Origin of the sequence: Chryseobacterium gwangjuense, assembly GCF_021311115.1 — a bacterium.
Taxonomy (GTDB): Bacteria; Bacteroidota; Bacteroidia; order Flavobacteriales; family Weeksellaceae; genus Chryseobacterium; species Chryseobacterium gwangjuense.
In genome coordinates this window covers 307,732-326,338 of the sequence record NZ_JAJTNP010000003.1, presented here as the reverse complement: position 1 = coordinate 326,338, position 18,607 = coordinate 307,732, and the positions used below count along the sequence as shown (strand labels likewise).

Sequence of the window (18,607 nt, the reverse complement as noted above, 5' to 3'; positions counted from 1 at the left end):
TTATATAATTACATTTGTTTTTTACATAATTATTTCACTTTAATAAGAATTAATTATTTTAAATAAATGAAAACACTTATCTGACAACTATTTTTTGGAACAATTCTTGAAAGACATCAGCAAAATTTAAAACTATGAAATATCTATTCGGCTTATTGACTGCATTGCTTTTGTTCTCATGCTCTACTCAGAAAAACACTTCAAAATATTCAACTGTAGAATATGAAGCAGGAGCATGTTTCGGATCTTGCCCTATTTTTAAGATCACGATTAATCCCGACAGAACGGCTGTACTAGAGGCTGAACATTTTAATTTTTCTAAAGAGTTCTCTAAAGCTGAATTTTCAAAACCAAGGGAAGGAACTTTCAAAGGAACCATCAAGGAAGAAGATTATAAGAAACTGACTGCATTATTGGATGGATTAGCTGTACAAAACCTTAATGAGAAATATGGAGAAAGAAACGTAACCGATCTTCCCACTTCTTATTTAAGAGTTAATTTCACCGATGGAAAATCTAAGAATATTGAGGACTACGGAAAAAAAGGAACTGAGAAATTAGCAGAAGTGTACCACTTTTTTGAAGATTTGAGACATAATCAACAATGGACAAAAGTGAAATAATCCACTTAAAAATATTTAAACTACCTTTGCAAAACATAATTCCTTCATTTTGAAGGAATTTTTATTTAATTAAAAATAATTCACTTGAATTTTACAGACTTAAACTTAATAGATCCTATTGCAAAAGCAATTCAGGAACAAGGATATACCAACCCTACTCCTATTCAGGAAAAATCGATTCCTGAAATCATAAAAGGGAGAGATTTTCTAGGTTGTGCACAAACAGGGACAGGAAAAACAGCAGCATTTGCGATCCCTATTTTACAGAATCTTTCTAAAAATAAAACGCCCAATAAAAATATTAAAGCTTTAATATTAACTCCTACAAGGGAATTGGCAATACAAATTGAAGAAAACATCAAAGCCTATGGAAAGTATCTTCCCTTAAAACATTTGGTGATTTTTGGAGGGGTAAAACAGGGAAATCAGGAAGCTGCACTGAGAAAAGGTGTTGATATTTTGGTGGCTACACCGGGAAGATTATTAGACTTTATTGCTCAGGGAATTATCAGTCTGAAAAACCTTGAAATCTTTGTTTTGGATGAAGCAGACAGAATGCTTGATATGGGGTTTGTACATGATGTGAAAAGAGTAATCAAGCTTTTGCCTCAGAAAAGGCAAACTTTGTTTTTCTCAGCGACCATGCCTGCAGAAATTCAAAAGTTGGCAGGTTCTATCCTTAACAATCCTGTAAAGGTAGAAGTAACCCCGGTTTCTTCGACTGCAGAGACCATTAAGCAATCGGTATATTTTGTGGAAAAAGAAGACAAATTAGATCTTCTTACTCATATTTTAAAAAACGATATTTCCGATTCTGTTTTAGTTTTTGCAAGAACTAAACATGGAGCTGACAAAATCGCAAGAAAACTTCAAAAAGACAATATTTCTACTGAAGCCATTCATGGAAACAAATCTCAGAATGCCCGTCAGAATGCTTTAAGCAATTTTAAATCCGGAAAAACCAGAGTGTTAGTAGCTACTGATATCGCAGCAAGAGGAATTGATATTGACGAGCTAAAATATGTGGTAAATTTTGAGCTTTCAGACGTCTCTGAAACCTACGTTCACCGAATTGGAAGAACAGGAAGAGCAGGAGCTGAAGGAACTTCTATTTCTTTTGTAGACGGTTTGGATTTATTAAACTTAAAAAATACCGAGAAATTAATCGGAATGAAAATCCCGATTGTAAAAGATCATCCGTTCCATACCGATAACTTGGTAGCACAGAAAAGAGACTCAAACAATAAACCTGTTTCTGCAGGAGGTGGAAGACCTCAATCCTCCAATTCATCGAGACCTCCTAAGAAAAAACAGGGAACCGCAACCCCAACTTTGGGTTTTAAAAAGCCAAAAAATAAAAATTTCACAAGAAAAAAATAATGGTAAAACCTTCCGATTGGAAGGTTTTATTTTTGGGTATACAATTTTGTTTTGCCATCTTTATCTAAAAGAAAACAATAACTTACAATACAAAACGGTAATGCTGCTGCTAAATAGGTAATATTAAAAAAATTATAGCTACTTCCTCGGATTGCTTGTTCAATGAGATGAGCAGACATTAAGCAGAAAATGATAATAGTTGATAAATAAAAAATCTGTTTGATATTCTTTACAAACAGCGAAAAAAATGCTGTTAAAATAAGGAAAAATAACACGACAATAGTATTTGACTGACCTTGCATTTGCAAAGGGTTGTGTTTTAATATATAATCAAAGTCTTTGGCAGGTAAAAGAACAGACATTAGCAATGTACCTGCAATTATTAAAAACGCTAAAGAAAATTTGATTTTACTTCCCAAGCTCGCACTGAAAAAAGGTTTAAATAAAAATAATACTAAGGGAATAATAACAACGCTTCTCGTAAGGCAGATTACTCCCAAAATAATTCCTAATAAAACTGGCATCTCAAAATAATTTTTCTCAAATTTTTTATGCCAGAATATGATAAAAACTGAGGTAATGATAAATGAAGAAATAAAGTCACTTTTACAAACAGCCTCATAAATAAACGATAATGAAGTCCCCAACAGTAGAATACCCCAAAGACGAATATTATTATTTTTAAATTCTTTTACAATAGCAAAACTGAACAACAACAAACTTGCTACCTGTATATACCCTACATTCCCTAAAAAACGAAATATCACTAAAAAAAGGAGTTGTCCCGGCAAATAGGAAGGAATATTTCCCATGAAATTCTTAGTATCATAGATATATTTCCCATTCAACCAATAATCTAAGGAGTACTCTATGGTTTGCCATCTATCAATCTTAAGCTGATAAGGATCTTTAATCAAATGTGATAATACTAGATAGAAAAGCCCACTGAAAAGTATGAACCCATAAAGAATTTTTCGAGATATTTTAATCCTTTTAATAAAGAAATCATATCCACTAAAAATCAGAAAATGAAAAACACAAAACAACACAATTAAAATAAAAACAGGAACTTTATCCTGCCTTATTCCATACTTAACTAAAAATAAAGTATTAATAACAAAATATATAAAGAACATTATATACTTCATTATTTTTTCATTTTCAAAAAAATTGAATACTTTATCGATCATTCACTTTCTATTTATTAAATAAATTTAAAGCATTCTCCGTTGTTATCTTATCAATCTCCGAGAAATCTACTTTATAAATATCCACCAATTTTCCGGCAACCAAATCAAGATAGGAGCTTTCATTTCTTTTCCCTCGGTGCGGAACCGGTGCTAAATAAGGAGAATCTGTTTCCAGAACAATTTTATCTAAAGGAATTTCATGTAAAAACTGATCAATTTTACCATTTTTAAATGTGACTACTCCACCGATTCCCAAAATGAAATTTAAGTCAATTGCGTGTTTTGCCTGTTCTAAATTCCCCGAAAAGCAATGGAAAATCCCTCTTAATTTCGGATGCTTTTTTCTTTCCAGTACCTCAAAAGTTTCATCAAAACTTTCTCTGGTATGAATGACAATCGGCAGATCCTTTTCAATCGCCCAATCAATTTGCTGTTCAAAGACTTTTACCTGAATATCCAGTGTCGTTTTATCCCAGTACAAATCAATTCCGATTTCTCCGATAGCCGGAAAAGCTCTCTGATCAAGGTAATTCTTAACAATTTCCAATTCTTTTTCCCAAGTTTCAGGTTTTACATAGCAAGGATGTAATCCCATCATGGAAAAAATATGGTTCGGATACTCCGCTTCCAGCTGTAGCATCTTTTCATGAGATTCTGAATCGATCGCCGGAAGATAAAATTCTGTAATTCCTTTATCTAAAGCCCTTTGAATTGTTTCTTTTCTGTCTTCATCAAATTCTTCAGCGTATAAATGCGTATGTGTATCAATCATTGTCTTTAAAATTTCAATAGATCTTCATAAGGATTATCCAACCCCAGCAACATTCCGAAAGCAGGTTCTGTTTTGATTCCTTTGTTCTTTAATTCTATTATTTTTTGTTTAAAATCCTCTCCTTTTGCCTGTAATATTTTGTATTCAGCAATCATATGTCGATAAGCATTTTGCTCAATGGTCGGTTTATTTTGTCCAAAAATTTCAACAGGAAATTCTTCTAGTATAAAATTTAAAACAATACATTCCTCACCATGAATAATAGGATGTTCAACATTAACTTCCATATCATCAGGAATAAGTTTACCGAACATTAAATCATCCAAAAAGTCTTCTTCAAATTGAAGATCAACCTCGCAAATAATATCCAGATCACTTCCTTCAATATCAATCTCTATAGGAATTGTTCCTGCTAAAATGGGAGAATACTCTTTTAATTTTTCAAAAAACCGATGTCTCGTAAGAACGTCATAAGCTCTTTTTTGCTTATCATTTCCATTCTTCAAATATTCGATGGTCGTAAAATCAACCATTTGAAAATATTTTATGTTTTACCTTCTGCTTTTGAGCCTCAATTCTTTGGCTTAATTTCTCCTTAAACTCAATATATTTAGGATCTTTTTCATCATCCGTTCTGTGTTCCAAAGCTTTACTGATTTTAAAATTCTCTTTGATAAAATCTTTTGTCAACTCAGAAAAATAAGCATTCCCGAACTTCTCAAAAATATAATTAACTGCTTGATTGTTAGGATGAATCATATCTTCTTTATAAAAACGATAATCCCGAAGATCATCCATTAAAATTTCATAAATCGGAAGGTAATGACAGTTTTCGAACTGCGGAATAATTTCATGAATTGCAGTGATTAATTTTGATTTACTCAACTGATTTTCAACCATTCCGTCCTTTGTGTGACGAACCGGTGAAACCGTAAATAAAATCTGAACATCATTTGTACAGATATCATTTAAATTTAAAACTGTATGGTAAATAGATTCGGTAAGCTCCTGATGAGTCAGCAATCTTTTTTCGAAAAATTTTTGTGGGATTTTGTGACAGTTTGCCACCAGTTTTTGCTTTGGAATAAATTCATAAATAAATGAAGTTCCGTACGTTATGATAATCCAGTTTGAATTTTGAAGAAAAGAATTTCCTTCTTCAATCTTGGCATTAATTTTAGCTAAAGTCTGATGAATATATCTCGTATCAAAGCTTGTATGATGATCTAACGAAATAAATTCATCGTTAAAGGCAATTAAATCATCTTCAATATAAAACTCAGCATCGTGAAGCCTTTTTATTGAATTATTAATCGAAAACGGGTTAAAAATAGTTCCAAACGGATTATTTACGGTCTGTAATTGTCCTTTTTGGAATAAATCCGACATTTCTGACGCAAAACAGGAGCCTATCGAAAATAGTTTATCTTCAACTTCAATCTTCTTCTCCGATTCTTTAAGGTCAACTTCCGTCCTGAATTTCATTTGTAATAGATGATAGGTTGCAGGTCTTAGGTTGCAGGTAAATCTGCTACCTGCAACCTAAGATCTACTATCTTTTTTAGCTTTCTCTTCTCAATAAATAATTTGCCAGTTCTGTAAATGGTTTTTTCTTTTCTTCCGGAATATCGATCTTCTGAAGGTAGCTTTGCCCGATTTCATTATGTTTTTCGATCAAACGCAATGCTTTCTCGTCTACTTTTGTTCTTCTGAAAATCTTTTCAACTCCGTATACCTTATCGATATTATCGGTCTTTTTAGAGTACCAGTAATCCAGTTCTTTTCTTTCTTCTTCTGTTGCATATTCTCTCGCCATCAGATAAAGAACCGTCTTTTTATTTTCATAAATATCTCCGGCGTGCTTTTTACCGAATTGTGCCTGATCTCCGAATACATCCAAATAATCATCCATAATCTGGAAGGCAATCCCAATGTGTTTTCCGAAGTTAAAAATAGCTTTGGCATCTTTGAAATTCGCTTTTGCAATCAATGCTCCGATTTCAAAAGAAGAAGCACTCAAAACACCTGTTTTATAGGTAATCATTCTGATGTAATCATCAAAAGTTACATTTTCCTGTGTTTCAAAATTAATATCATACTGCTGTCCTTCACATAAAAGCAAACCTGTATGAGTGAAAATTCTGATACAAGCTTTGAAAATCTCTGGTTCAAGATCTTCAAAAAACTTATACGCTTTCAGCATTAATCCATCTCCTGAAAGAATTCCTACATTAATACCATGCAAAGTATGGATAGTTGGTTTATTTCTTCTCAAAGGAGCTTCATCCATAATATCATCATGGATAAGCGTGAAATTATGGAAAAACTCGATAGCCAAAGCCGGTTTTATTGCCTGCTTCAAATCTCCTCCAAATAAATCACACGCCATTAAAACCATAATCGGACGAAGACGCTTTCCACCATGTGAAATAATGTAATTCATCGGATCATATAATTCTGCAGGTTTATCTTTGAAAGTATACTTTTGAATAGCATCCGCAACAAGCTGTTGGTATCTGTCTAAAAATTCCATAAATTCTAATAATTTGAACAAAAATACGATTTTTCAGGGCTTTATAAAACAAAAAACTTTGCCCAAATGAGCAAAGTTTAATTATATTCTAAATTTTTATTTTAAGATAAAAATGTTACCAAAAGGTACGTCACTCCTGCAACAATTGCAGAAATTGGAATGGTTAACACCCAAGCCCAAAGAAGGCTTACAGTAATCCCCCATCTTACAGCAGAGATTCTTTTCGTTAATCCAACCCCGATGATAGAACCTGTAATCGTATGTGTTGTAGAAACAGGAATACCAAAGTGATCTGTAATGAATAAGGTAATCGCACCTGCTGTTTCAGCACTTACACCTTCCAGTGAAGTTACTTTTGTAATTTTAGTTCCCATTGTTTTGATGATCTTCCAACCTCCACTCATGGTTCCCAAAGCAATTGCAATGAACGAAACCAATGGAACCCAGATATAATGAGAAGCAAAATAATCGAAACGGTCTGCAGAAGGAATATTTAAATATTGTGCATCCTGAAGCATGTTCACATGATAGTAAATCACTGCTGCTCCAATAATACCCATTACTTTCTGAGCGTCATTCAAACCATGTCCCAAACTGAACAATGCTGAAGATGCCAATTGTAATCTTTTGAAAGACTTATCCGCTTTATGTGGGTTTGATTTCTTATAAAGATGAACGATAATTAAAGTAATAATAATTGAAATAATCATCCCTATAATTGGAGCCATGAAAATAAATAGGAAAATAGGAATTACTTTCTCAAACTTAACCACACTCTGATGGGTAACCTGATTAAAAGCTTCTTTAATTGTGTCCCACATGCCTAAATCCGGCTGTGCTGTAGCAACTGCTTGATAATCCATCATGAAAGCATGCATTAAAGCGGCTCCCAAAAATCCTCCGATCAATGTGTGCGAAGAAGAGGAAGGAATACCAAACCACCATGTTAAAAGGTTCCAAGCGATGGCAGCTACAAGTCCGGAAAATATGACTTCAAGGGTGATAAAATTCTCGTTTACGGTCTTGGCAATTGTATTACCAATTTTAAATTCTCCAATAATATAAGCAGCAATAAAGAAAGCGGCAAAGTTCCAAAGTGCTGCCCAAAGTACAGCCTGGAATGGAGTTAAAACTTTTGTAGAAACAATAGTCGCAATTGAATTGGCAGCATCATGGAAACCATTGATGTAATCGAAGATTAAAGCCAAGGCAATAATAACTATAAGTAAAATCGGAAATTCCATTTGTTAATTATAATTATTAATTAAGCGTATTTAATCATAATGTTCTCAATCGTATTGGCAACATCTTCTGCTTTGTCAGTTACTATTTCAAGATAATTAAGTACAGATGAAACTTTGATAATATTGATCGCATCGTTTGTTTCGAATAATTCTACCATAGAATTTGACAACAAATCGTCTGCAATGTTTTCAATAGAGTTTACTTTGATACAAGCTTCTTTTACCTGCTCCATATTTTTGAACCCTTTAAGGTTTTTCATTGCATTCTGAATTTCAAGACATGCTTTATGAATCAATAAAGAGAAATCTGAATACGCCCTCATTTCTGGCGACTTGTATAAGAAAATATATTTTGTAGAAGCGTAGATGTAATCTGCGATATCATCTAATCCTGTTGCTAACGTATGGATATCTTCTCTATCGAACGGAGTAATAAAGTTTTTTCCCAATTCTACGAAGATCTCATGAGTAAGCTCATCATTTTTGTGTTCATAATCGCTCATCTTCTTCAACATAGAATCGTCATTAAGATCGAAGTCTTTAATTCCGTGGTTGAATTCCTCAGACATTGCTACTAGGTTTTCAGTTACTTTTTCAAAAAGCACAAAGAAGATTTTATCTTTTGGTTGAAAAGCGTGGAAAATATTACCAATTCCCATTTTTAAGTTTTTATAATTCGTGTGCAAATTTCTTAAAAAAGCATCTTACCTGAAAGCATGTTGCATTAAGTTTTGTTAACATTGCATTAACTCCTGATTATCAAATAAAAAAACCGACTTTACAGTCGGTTTTTTATATTATTTTCAGATGATTAGTTAGCCTCTTCAGCTCTCATATCTTTACCTCTGAATTTCATACTTGAGATATTGCTCAAAAGATCTCCTTTGAACGATTTTTCAACTTCAAAGAAAGAGAATTTCTCTAAAATTTCAATATCGCCAATTTCAGCTCTTTTTTTGCTTTTTCCGTTTGATGTAGCCTTATTGATAATGTCTAAAACATCAAGCTTCTTCAATTGATCTTTTTTACCAAGATTAAAGAAGAATCTTACCATATCATCATTCTTTTTTCTAGGTTTTCCACCACGTTCTCTTCTGTCTCCACTTCTTTCGCTTCTCTCTCCTCTATCGCGGTCACGATCTCTACCTCTGCCATCACGATCTCTTCTGTCTCTTCTAGAACCTCCGTCATCATCTCTGCTGCTTAGTTTCTGCTCCATAAGATCATGTCTGTCTTTATAATAAAGAGCAATATCTTTCAATTGGAACTGAAGTAATTTGTGAACCAATTCTTCTTTTGTAAATTCTGATAAATCAGGAATTAAAGCATCATCAAATTCAAAGAAATCTTCGTGTACTTCAAAAAGACTTTCAAAAACCCCTCCTACTTGAGCTTTAACGATATCTTCTCCCGTAGGAATTCTAGCTTCGTTAATCTCAATTTTAGTAACTGATTTTATCTGCTTAAGTTTTCTGCTTTCTTCAGGCTTGATTAAAGCAATTGAAATACCGTCTTTTCCAGCTCTACCCGTTCTACCACTTCTGTGAACGAATACTTCCGGATCATCAGGTAAAGAATAATGGATAACGTGAGTCAGAGAGTTTACATCCAATCCTCTTGCTGCAACGTCAGTCGCAACCAAAATATCGATGTTTTTCAATCTGAACTTCTTCATTACCGTATCTCTCTGAGCCTGAGAAAGATCACCATGAAGCGCATCTGCTGCATAACCGTTCTGCATCAAGAAATCTGCAATTTCCTGAGTTTCCATTCTTGTTCTACAGAAAATGATTGAATACTGATTCGGGTTTGAATCGATCAATCTTTTCAAAGCTTCTTTTTTCTGACGGTAACCTGTCACATAGTATTCATGCTTAATGTTCTTCTTAACCTCGTTAATAGAACCTACAGAAATTCTGTGTGGTTTTGTAAGATAATTCTTAGAAATTCTCTCCACTTCTTTACTCATCGTAGCCGAGAATAAGAAAGTTTGTTTCGTTTCAGGAGTTTCGCTCAAAATTGTTTCCAATTCGTCTTTGAAACCCATTGAAAGCATTTCATCAGCTTCGTCTAAAACCAACCAATGAATAGCCGAAAAGTCAAGCGCTTTTCTATTAATTAAATCAATAACTCTACCCGGAGTTCCCACAATAATTTGCGGTTTATCCTTCAAAGATCTGATTTGCTCCATAATACTGCTTCCACCATAAACTGCTGTAGTTTTGATGTCTTTCATGTATTTAGAGTAATTTTTTATGTCTTTAGTAATCTGAAGACATAATTCTCGTGTCGGACAAAGCACCAATAATTGGATTTTGCGACTCGTTTCGTCAATCATATCCAAAATCGGAAGCGAAAACGCTGCTGTTTTGCCTGTCCCTGTTTGCGCAAGTGCGATCAAGTCGCGAATATCTGAAAGAATAAAAGGGATAGTCTGTTTTTGGATTTCTGTCGGGCTTTCGTAACCCAGTTCGCCAATTGCCTTAAGAATATCAGGACTTAAATTGGTTTCCGTAAATAAATTCATTAAATATTTTAAAATTTTTGCAAAGATACAATTATTATTTGGATTTTATTTTATACTATATTACGAAATCAATAATTTTATTTTTGAAAACCTTAATTATTTTGAATTTTCTACAGAAAAAGCATAAAATAATTATTTTTAATTTATCAATACATCAAACCATATTTCACGCATCAAATCACAATAAAAAGCATTAAAAATTACCAATTAATTAAAACATTATGAATTTTGACAACAACTTAGATTTCATTATTTTTGAGTAAAATAAAAAAATATGCCCGCTGAAATATCTTCAAAAACCCTGAATTTCCTACAAAAACTGGAACAAAATAACAATCGGGAATGGTTTACCGAAAATAAAGTACTCTACACAGAGTCTCAGCAAAATCTTATTTCTTTCATCGAAGGACTTCTTCATGAAATGTCAGACTTTGATCCTGAACTTGCTAAAATAGATGCCAAAAAATCTTTATTCAGAATCTACAGAGATACAAGGTTTTCCAAAGACAAATCTCCTTACAAAACCAATTTCGGAGCTTCTTTGGGGATGGGAAAAGGAAGTCAGAAAGGAGGTTATTATTTCCATATAGAACCTGGAAAGTCTTTTATTGCCGGAGGAATTTATATGCCTGATTCTGCCGTTTTAAAAGAACTTCGAAAAGAAATTTCGTTATACGGAAATGAATTTCTGAATATTTTGAACAATAAAGATTTCAAAAAACATTTTCCTGAACTGGATCAGGATGATAAATTGAAAAAAATTCCACAGGGTTTCGAAAAGGAAGATCCGATGGGAGAGTTTCTAAAGCTAAAAAATTTCATTGTAGTCTATTCTCTGAAAGATGAAGAAATCCTGGATAAGGATGCTGTAAAAAAACTGGCAAAAATTTTCAGACTGATGAAACCTCTGAATGATTTCTTAAATGCACCTTTTTTATAGTTTTTTTTCGTTTTATGATAATTTTATTTTTCTAAAAAACTAAATTAACAACTGATAATCAAATAAATACAATTCATTAACTTTAACAACAATTTAACATTTTTGTTTATCTTTGCATTTCCTCTAAAATTACACCAATGTCTTTATACCAAAGGATTGCAGAAAAACTTCAATATATAAGTCCGAGTTTTTACAAAAGAAGATACTTTAAAAGCTTATACAAGCTTAATAAAGAAAATTTTTCTACACGTAATGTAGAACCTGAATTGGTTTGGATTAAAGAATATCTTCAGGACAATGCAGTTATTTTTGACATTGGAGCGAATGTAGGAACGTTTTTATATCAATTGGAAGATAAACTGAAACCTCAGAATATTTACGGTTTTGAACCCAATAAAAAACTGTATCGCAGATTAAAAAGGCTATTTCCTAAAATGAATGTTCATTCTGTAGCCCTTTCTGACGAAAATACGACTGCAGAATTTAAGGTTCCGATTATTAACGGAAAAATGATTGCTTCACGAGGAACACTAAATACTTCATACAAAGAAAAAGGAGAAGAAAAGAGCTACACCGAAAAGGTAGAAGTGATAAAATTGGATGACTGGGCAAAAAAAGAAGCCATCAGTAAGCTAGACTTCATAAAAATAGATGTTGAGGGTAATGAAATGAAAACCCTGAATGGGGCTAAGGAAACGATACAAAAATTTCAGCCAACATTGATGGTAGAGATGGAACAAAGACATCACAGCACTCCTATCTGGAATGAAATTGCTGAAGTAGCTTCATGGGGATTTGATGTAAAATACCTGAACAGAAAAAACTTTAAGCTGGAAAAATTAACGGAAGAGATTCTGTTAAAAAATATTAGCGACGAAAAAAATAAAACAGAATACATCAACAATATTATTTTTACCCCTAAAAACCAATAAGAAAACCTATGAGTTTAGTAGCAAGACAAGGCTTCAAATATTCCATTATCGGATATATCGGTTTTTTACTGGGAACAGCTTCGGCGCTTTTTATTTTCCCGAACGATTTTGAATTCTACGGAAAGCTTCGCTACAGCATGCAAACGGCAGAAATGTTGGTTCCTTTTGTTGTTTTCGGGATTTCGTATGCCAATGTGAAGTTTTTTCATTCTTTACAGAAAGATGGCAAAACCCAGAACATGCTTTCATTGTCACTGATCAGCATTTTAATTAATTTCCTCATATTTTCTGTTGTATTTTTTGCTCTTCCTTATTTTTACCCGAAATTCATTCATTCGGAAGCCTGGAAAATCAAAAAAATTATTTTACCACTAATTTTAGTTTTATCACTCTGCGCGATTTTCAATAAATACATTTCTAATTTCAAGAGAATTGTAGTTTCTAATATTTTTGATAATCTTTTCCCTAAAATTGCCAATCTAGGAGCATTTTGTCTTTTCTTTTATTTTTCTCTGTCACAAAATATTGCATTGGCATTCTTTTTCGGAATATTTGCTTTAATGCTTTTCGGATACATTTATTACACCAATAAACTGGAAAAAATAAACTTTGATGTAAGTACTGATTACTTTAAAAAAGATGGTTTTTGGAAAGAATTTTTCAATTACAGTTTCTTTGGATTTTTAGGAACTTTCGGAAATTATCTTGCCATCAACAGCTTTATGATCGGTGAGTTTATGGGAATGGAAGAAAACGGAATTTACTCTGTTTTGTATGCCTTGATTTCTTTAATTTCTATTCCGCAGTTGGGTTTATTTAATATTTCCGCTCCTATTATCAGTCAGTATCTTGCAGATGGTGATATGGAAGGGCTCGATAGATTTCACAAAAAAACATCACTCACTTTATATTTTTTAGGAGCAGTTTTGTTTTCATGCATTATGGTCGGATTTCCTTACCTAACTCAGTTTATGCCTAAAAACGGAGTTATGCTGAGAATATATGAACCTGTAATCTGGATTTGGGGTTCTGCTGTTTTGATCGATTTGGCGACAGGATTCAATGGGAATATCATTTCTCTATCTAAATATTACCGTTTCAACATTTTAGTAATGCTTTTACTGGCGGGTTTAACAATCGGACTGAATCTTTATTTCATTAAAAATACAGAGCTTAAGCTTGTCGGAATTGCCTTATCCACTGCAATTTCTTTAACAACATATAATCTGGTTAAAATTATTTTCAACTATATTGTTTTTAAAGTTTCTCCGTTGACAATAGAAATGATTTTTGTTTCCATCATCTGCACTTTAGCAATTACAGTAGCGATTGTTTTGCCTAATTTTGACAATAACTTCATCAATCTAATCTATAAACCAGCTGTTGTTTTGATCTTGATTTTTATCGGAAATTACTTCACAAAAGTTTTCCCAATTGAGGATTATTTGAATAAAAACTTTATCAAAAGTATCTTTAAATTTAAGTAGAAATTAAGCTCATCAAAGTATTTTCCAGATTTTCCTGAACGGATTTCCTGTTATACTTTTTCTGAAAGTCGTATGGAGTATTTTTAAGCGTTTCGAATTGCTCCATTATATTTTCTTCTTCAGGAAGAATAAAGTTTAATTTTGAAGGATAATTACGCGGAAAAACAGCCAATTTTCCGAATTTGATAGCGTCTCCTAAATTACCGGTCATTTTGGTCTGTCCGTACACTTCTTTTTGGCTGAAAAATTCTGTTTCCTGCTGAATCGGACACCACAAAACATCAGCTTTCTGCATCCATTTTTCAAAGTCTTCTGAGGAAACCCTCTCCGGAAAATACTGAAGAGTAGTATATTGAAGAGAGCGCTCTAAGTCTGTAATTTCTTTTAATTCAACTCCTTTTGCCTTTCCTAAAAAAACGAATTCAATTAATTGTTCTGCTGATCCTTTTTCTTTAAAGCTATTTTCAATTTCTTTTATCTTCGAAAAAACTCTTTTATAATCTCTTCTTTTCTGGGAAACACCTCCCGGAATAACTACAATTAGCCTTTTCTCTGATTGCTTTTCACCATTTTCAGTATAAAAAAGGGGAAAAAATCTATATTTTTCAGAGCAGAATGCTTCATCCAAGACCAATAATGTTTTTGACTTTTTATAAGCTGTAGAAACAGTAAAAAGTCCTTCTTTCCACCATAATTTTATTCTGTAAATAAGATCTTCTTTGAAAATATTTTTAAAGAGATTAAATTTTGACAGGGTGGTAAAATTGATATTATGAACAATAAAAGCTGTGTTGTATTTTTCTGCAATCGACTGAAATGTATTGAAATACCGATGAACCGTCCCAACAATAATCAAATCGTATTGTTTTGATTTCAATTGCTCAATAATCATCGAACTGTCTGAAAGAAAAACGTTTTCTCGATCCGTCTGAATCTGTTTTTTAATTTTTTCAGAAAAATAATAGTCTACCTCAAAATTCTCTGAACCTCGCATAGTTCCTAAAAAGTTTTGTGCGATTTCAGCATGGGTATCAATTTCTATGTAGGCAATTTTTTTCAAATTTTCAACCATTTCTTTTTCAAGGCATTCCAACGCTGATTGTTGATTACCTGCTGTTCTTCTTTCGAAATTTTCAATTCTAACTTTTGTGATCGACAGTTTTCATAGGCTTTAACAATCTGTAAGAAAAAGGATAAAGATTTATTCTTCATCGCTTCTTTTGACGATGCTACATAAGCCAGAAACCTATTTAATCCTAAGAAATAAAAGTATCTTCCGTAGTAATCTGCCGGTTTTATGGTATAATCGCTTCCTTTTACTTTTAATAATTTCACTTGCAATTCGGGTAAAACAACTTCTTTCCAGCCTAAATTTTCGAGTAAAATAGCATCAATATTATCCCAACCCAAGGTTTCTCTCATTCCTCCCATTTCCTCAAAGCATTCTTTTCTGTAGGCTTTCATCGGACCTCGAACGTGATTTTTATTTGAGTTGCCTTCATATACCCAGCTTCCGTTTTTTTCCACATACAACAACCCTCCAACCAAACCGTATTTAGGATGATTCTGAAAGGCTGTTTCTACGGTTTCAAGGTAATGATCAGGAAGAATGATATCTGCATCAAATTTACAAATGATATCAAATTGGTCAAGATTTTGGGTATTTAAGCCGTTTTTAAAAGCAGCAACTACTTTTGACCCAGGTTGATGTGCAGATTTTTGAAGATTGATGGTTTCAAAACGTGAATCCGTATCTGTAAATCGTTTAATGATTTCAGGGGTTGTATCGATAGAACCATCGTTAACAATCACTACTTTAAAGTCTTTAAAACGCTGATGCTGTAAAGATTCTAATGTAAATGACAAATGCGCTTCTTCATTATGCGCTGGAATTATGATTAAAAATTTCAATTTTTTAAAGTAAAAAGCAAAAGGTAAAAGCAAAAAATTATTGCTTTTACCTCTTACTTGTATTATTTATTATGTGGTTTCAGCATATTTTTCGGATCAAGAATTTCATCCAGTTTTTCCTGAGAAAGCACTCCTTTTTCCAACACTAAGTTATACACACTTTTTCCTGTTTCTAAAGCTTCTTTGGCAATTTGAGTCGATTGTTTGTACCCAATGTAAGGGTTAAGTGCCGTTACAATACCGATGCTGTGTTTCACCATGTTTAGGCAAACTTCTTTATTCGCAGTAATTCCCACTACACATTTCTCACGAAGCGTATCTAACGCATTGCAAAGGAAATGGATGTTTTCCATGATGGCATGAGAAAGCACAGGTTCCATTACATTAAGCTGCAACTGACCTGCTTCTGCTGCAAAAGTAACGGTAAGATCATTTCCAATTACTTTGTAACACACTTGGTTTACTACTTCAGGAATTACAGGATTTACTTTCCCCGGCATAATAGATGAACCTGGCTGCATTGGAGGTAAATTAATTTCAAAAAGCCCGGCTCTCGGTCCTGATGATAATAGTCTTAAATCATTACAGATTTTAGATAATTTCACAGCAAGACGTTTCATTGCTGAAGAGTAAATTACGTACGATCCTGTATCAGGAGTCGCCTCTACCAAATTCGGTGCAGAAATGACAGGATAACCGATAATTTCCGCCAGATTCTTAGCACAAAGCGTTGCATAGCCTAACGGAGCATTGATTCCCGTTCCGATAGCCGTTGCTCCCATATTAACTTCTACGAATAAATTGGCATTATTGTTCAGTTTAGAAATATCTTCTTCCAAAGTAGCAGCAAATGCCTCAAACTCCTGTCCTAAAGTCATAGGAACCGCATCCTGAAGCTGAGTTCGCCCCATTTTAATGACATCCTGAAACTCATTTCCTTTTTCACGGAACGCTTCAACGATTTTCACAAGCTTGCTTACCAAAGTATCGTTCATCTGCAGCAATCCCATTTTGATCGCCGTAGGATAGGCATCATTGGTAGACTGAGAAAGGTTAATATGATCGTTCGGAGAACAGAATTCATATTCTCCTTTATTTTTTCCAAGTTTCTCCAAAACTCTGTTGGCAATCACTTCATTCGCATTCATATTGATTGAAGTTCCCGCTCCTCCCTGAATCATATCTACAGGAAACTGCTCATGCAATTCTCCATTCACAAGTTCATCACAAGTTTCTGCAATTTTGAAATATAAATTTTCATCAAGAAGACCTAATTCATAATTGGTTTTAGCTGCTGCTTTTTTTACAAAAGCCAATCCTTTTATGAACTCTGGATATGAGGACAGCAACTGTCCCGAAATTTTAAAATTCTCTATTGCTCTTTGAGTCTGTACACCATAATAAGCGTCTATCGGTACATTTAGCTCACCTAAAAGATCGCTCTCCTTTCTATAATTTTCCATTAAAATATTTTTTAACTTAATGATTCCTTGAAAAAAATGCATCCTAAAAGATGCACTTCAAAATTACTTATTTTATTGGATATTTTTGATTTAAAGCTTGTAAAATTGCCCAAGTTTCCGCATCCATCACTCCATCATATTTCTGAGGTCTGAAGTGATACTGAAATGCTTCAATTGTTTTTTTGGTAGTATCATCCCAAGCTCCGCTAAGCTCAACTCCATAGCCAAATTTCTGCAAAGTTGTCTGAATCAAGAAAATAAAAGGGGGCTCATTGTATTTTGTGGTAAAATCCAACTGTGCCTGATCAAAGAAAGTTTGTTTAGTCGCTTCATCATACCACATTCCGATTTGATATTCGTCATATAGTTTTTTCCATGGGAACAGCGGTCCCGGATCTTGTTTTCTCGTTGGTGCAATATCCGAATGCGACAAAACATTCGTTGGAGGAATCTGATATCTTGTAATAATATCTTTTGCCAATGCAGCTACTTTTTTCATCTGATCATCACTAAAAGCCGCAAACACTCTACTTCCTGTCGAATCCGCTCTGAACCCTGCGTTCACGATTTCTATTCCTATAGAAGTATCGTTAAGATTTTTGTCACTTCTCCAAGAGCTCACCCCTGCATGATAGGCACGCTTGTTTTCGTCTACCAACTGATAAATCTCATTATCTCCTGTATTATTTACAAGATAATGTGCACTTACTTCTTGCTGGGTAAGCACCGTGATCGATTTATCATCCGGTAAAGCGGTATAATGAAGAATCAAATAACGCTGTCTGAAATTTTGTCCTACAGCAGGAAAATATGTTTTTACCACTTTGTATCCAACCGGTTTGGCAGACACGATAGAACCGTAACTTATTGTATTATTATTTTTAGTAGGATCTGCAATATTTGTTGTAAAAAACTCTGCGCCTCCATCATGGGTAATCTGAGGCTTCTGCTTCTCACTACTGGTCTTTGCAATCGTTGTTTTTGGCTGTATCACTTGTTTATTCGTACGGGAAGCATTTTGTTTAACACTTTTCTGTGAAGTGCATGAAAAAACAAAAAAACTTAAGCCGATGATATATAATGTCTTACGCATTCGTTTACTTTTTTAATCATTTATTAGCGTAAAAATACACAAATTTTTCTTGAAAAATATTTGGTAAATAAAGAAATCTGTTCTATATTTGCACTCGCAATAACAGAACAACGATCATTAAAAAATAAGATAAACAGGAGGGTTGCCGGAGTGGTTAACGGAGCAGTTTGCTAAACTGTCGACGCGAAAGTGTCGCAAGGGTTCGAATCCCTTACCCTCCGCTTTTCTATATATCTTTTCGGGGCGTAGCGTAGTCCGGTCATCGCGCCTGGTTTGGGACCAGGAGGTCGCAGGTTCGAATCCTGCCGCCCCGACAGTTTTCAATAATTTTCTCAAAATTATTCAATGGGTGCGTAGCTCAGCTGGATAGAGCATCTGCCTTCTAAGCAGACGGTCAAAGGTTCGAATCCTTTCGCGCTCACATAAAACTCACAATTTTTATTGTGAGTTTTTTTGTTTATATTAGTTCCATGTGTTATTGCTACATATTATATTCCAAATCTTTAGATCAA

Annotated in this window: 17 protein-coding genes and 3 tRNA genes; 8 read left to right on the top strand and 12 right to left on the bottom strand. The window is 33.6% G+C overall.

The window, feature by feature from the left end; translation table 11 throughout:
- The first annotated feature begins 134 nt into the window (after positions 1–134).
- Together LV842_RS08075 and LV842_RS08070 are read left to right on the top strand one after the other, a co-directional pair.
- On the top strand, positions 135–623 hold the full coding sequence (locus LV842_RS08075; RefSeq protein WP_233110937.1) for a DUF6438 domain-containing protein: 489 nt from the start codon (positions 135–137) through the stop codon (positions 621–623).
- Between the two features lie 84 nt (positions 624–707).
- A complete protein-coding gene (locus LV842_RS08070; RefSeq protein WP_233110936.1) occupies positions 708–2,003 on the top strand; it encodes a DEAD/DEAH box helicase in 1,296 nt (431 codons plus the stop codon).
- Positions 2,004–2,029: 26 nt separating this feature from the next.
- On the opposite strand, the gene LV842_RS08065 is transcribed toward LV842_RS08070, so the two are convergent.
- From LV842_RS08065 to LV842_RS08030, 8 genes are all read right to left on the bottom strand, one after another.
- Complete coding sequence (locus tag LV842_RS08065) at positions 2,030–3,193, bottom strand: hypothetical protein (RefSeq protein ID WP_233110935.1); 1,164 nt, start codon at positions 3,191–3,193, stop codon at positions 2,030–2,032.
- 7 nt (positions 3,194–3,200) lie between these two features.
- On the bottom strand, positions 3,201–3,965 hold the full coding sequence (locus tag LV842_RS08060; RefSeq protein ID WP_233110934.1) for a TatD family hydrolase: 765 nt from the start codon (positions 3,963–3,965) through the stop codon (positions 3,201–3,203).
- 5 nt (positions 3,966–3,970) lie between these two features.
- A complete protein-coding gene (locus LV842_RS08055; RefSeq protein ID WP_233110933.1) occupies positions 3,971–4,498 on the bottom strand; it encodes a DUF4269 domain-containing protein in 528 nt (175 codons plus the stop codon).
- Positions 4,491–5,450: a GSCFA domain-containing protein gene (locus LV842_RS08050; protein WP_233110932.1), complete on the bottom strand. Its 960-nt coding sequence runs from the start codon at positions 5,448–5,450 to the stop codon at positions 4,491–4,493. The genes LV842_RS08055 and LV842_RS08050 overlap by 8 nt, the downstream gene beginning before the upstream one ends.
- Positions 5,451–5,526: 76 nt before the next feature.
- The gene (locus tag LV842_RS08045) at positions 5,527–6,498 is read right to left on the bottom strand and encodes a polyprenyl synthetase family protein (protein ID WP_233110931.1); all 972 of its coding nucleotides are present in this window, start codon (positions 6,496–6,498) and stop codon (positions 5,527–5,529) included.
- Between the two features lie 101 nt (positions 6,499–6,599).
- Positions 6,600–7,742, bottom strand: coding sequence for an inorganic phosphate transporter (locus LV842_RS08040; RefSeq protein WP_233110930.1), 1,143 nt, complete (start codon positions 7,740–7,742; stop codon positions 6,600–6,602).
- A 20-nt stretch (positions 7,743–7,762) separates the two neighbouring features.
- Positions 7,763–8,401, bottom strand: coding sequence for a DUF47 domain-containing protein (locus tag LV842_RS08035; protein ID WP_233110929.1), 639 nt, complete (start codon positions 8,399–8,401; stop codon positions 7,763–7,765).
- Between the two features lie 152 nt (positions 8,402–8,553).
- Positions 8,554–10,269: a DEAD/DEAH box helicase gene (locus LV842_RS08030; protein WP_233110928.1), complete on the bottom strand. Its 1,716-nt coding sequence runs from the start codon at positions 10,267–10,269 to the stop codon at positions 8,554–8,556.
- Between the two features lie 274 nt (positions 10,270–10,543).
- On the opposite strand from LV842_RS08030, the gene LV842_RS08025 reads away from it, so the two are divergent.
- The 3 genes from LV842_RS08025 to LV842_RS08015 all read left to right on the top strand — a co-directional run bounded on the left by LV842_RS08025 (position 10,544) and on the right by LV842_RS08015 (position 13,628).
- On the top strand, positions 10,544–11,209 hold the full coding sequence (locus tag LV842_RS08025; RefSeq protein ID WP_233110927.1) for a DUF2461 domain-containing protein: 666 nt from the start codon (positions 10,544–10,546) through the stop codon (positions 11,207–11,209).
- Between the two features lie 137 nt (positions 11,210–11,346).
- Positions 11,347–12,141, top strand: a complete 795-nt coding sequence (locus LV842_RS08020) for an FkbM family methyltransferase (RefSeq protein WP_233110926.1) — start codon at positions 11,347–11,349, stop codon at positions 12,139–12,141.
- Between the two features lie 8 nt (positions 12,142–12,149).
- Positions 12,150–13,628 carry a lipopolysaccharide biosynthesis protein gene (locus LV842_RS08015; protein ID WP_233110925.1) on the top strand — a complete coding sequence of 493 codons (1,479 nt, stop codon included), beginning with the start codon at positions 12,150–12,152 and terminating at the stop codon, positions 13,626–13,628.
- Here the strand turns inward: LV842_RS08015 and LV842_RS08010 are convergent.
- The 4 genes from LV842_RS08010 to LV842_RS07995 form a co-directional block, all read right to left on the bottom strand.
- Complete coding sequence (locus tag LV842_RS08010) at positions 13,621–14,688, bottom strand: hypothetical protein (protein ID WP_233110924.1); 1,068 nt, start codon at positions 14,686–14,688, stop codon at positions 13,621–13,623. The two genes, LV842_RS08015 and LV842_RS08010, sit on opposite strands and share 8 nt — an antisense overlap.
- Entirely contained in the window at positions 14,685–15,539 is an 855-nt protein-coding gene (locus LV842_RS08005; protein ID WP_233110923.1) for a glycosyltransferase family 2 protein, read from the bottom strand. Before LV842_RS08005 ends, LV842_RS08010 begins: the two co-directional genes overlap by 4 nt.
- 62 nt (positions 15,540–15,601) lie before the next feature.
- A complete protein-coding gene (aspA, locus tag LV842_RS08000; protein ID WP_233110922.1) occupies positions 15,602–17,002 on the bottom strand; it encodes an aspartate ammonia-lyase in 1,401 nt (466 codons plus the stop codon).
- A gap of 67 nt (positions 17,003–17,069) precedes the next feature.
- Positions 17,070–18,095, bottom strand: a complete 1,026-nt coding sequence (locus tag LV842_RS07995) for an N-acetylmuramoyl-L-alanine amidase (RefSeq protein WP_233110921.1) — start codon at positions 18,093–18,095, stop codon at positions 17,070–17,072.
- 136 nt (positions 18,096–18,231) lie between these two features.
- Here LV842_RS07995 and LV842_RS07990 point away from each other — a divergent pair.
- The 3 genes from LV842_RS07990 (at position 18,232) to LV842_RS07980 (ending at position 18,516) form a co-directional block, all read left to right on the top strand.
- Positions 18,232–18,316 (top strand) — tRNA-Ser (locus LV842_RS07990).
- Between the two features lie 18 nt (positions 18,317–18,334).
- Positions 18,335–18,409: transfer RNA gene (locus LV842_RS07985), tRNA-Pro, on the top strand.
- A gap of 33 nt (positions 18,410–18,442) precedes the next feature.
- A tRNA-Arg gene (locus LV842_RS07980) sits at positions 18,443–18,516 on the top strand.
- Positions 18,517–18,607 lie beyond the last annotated feature (91 nt).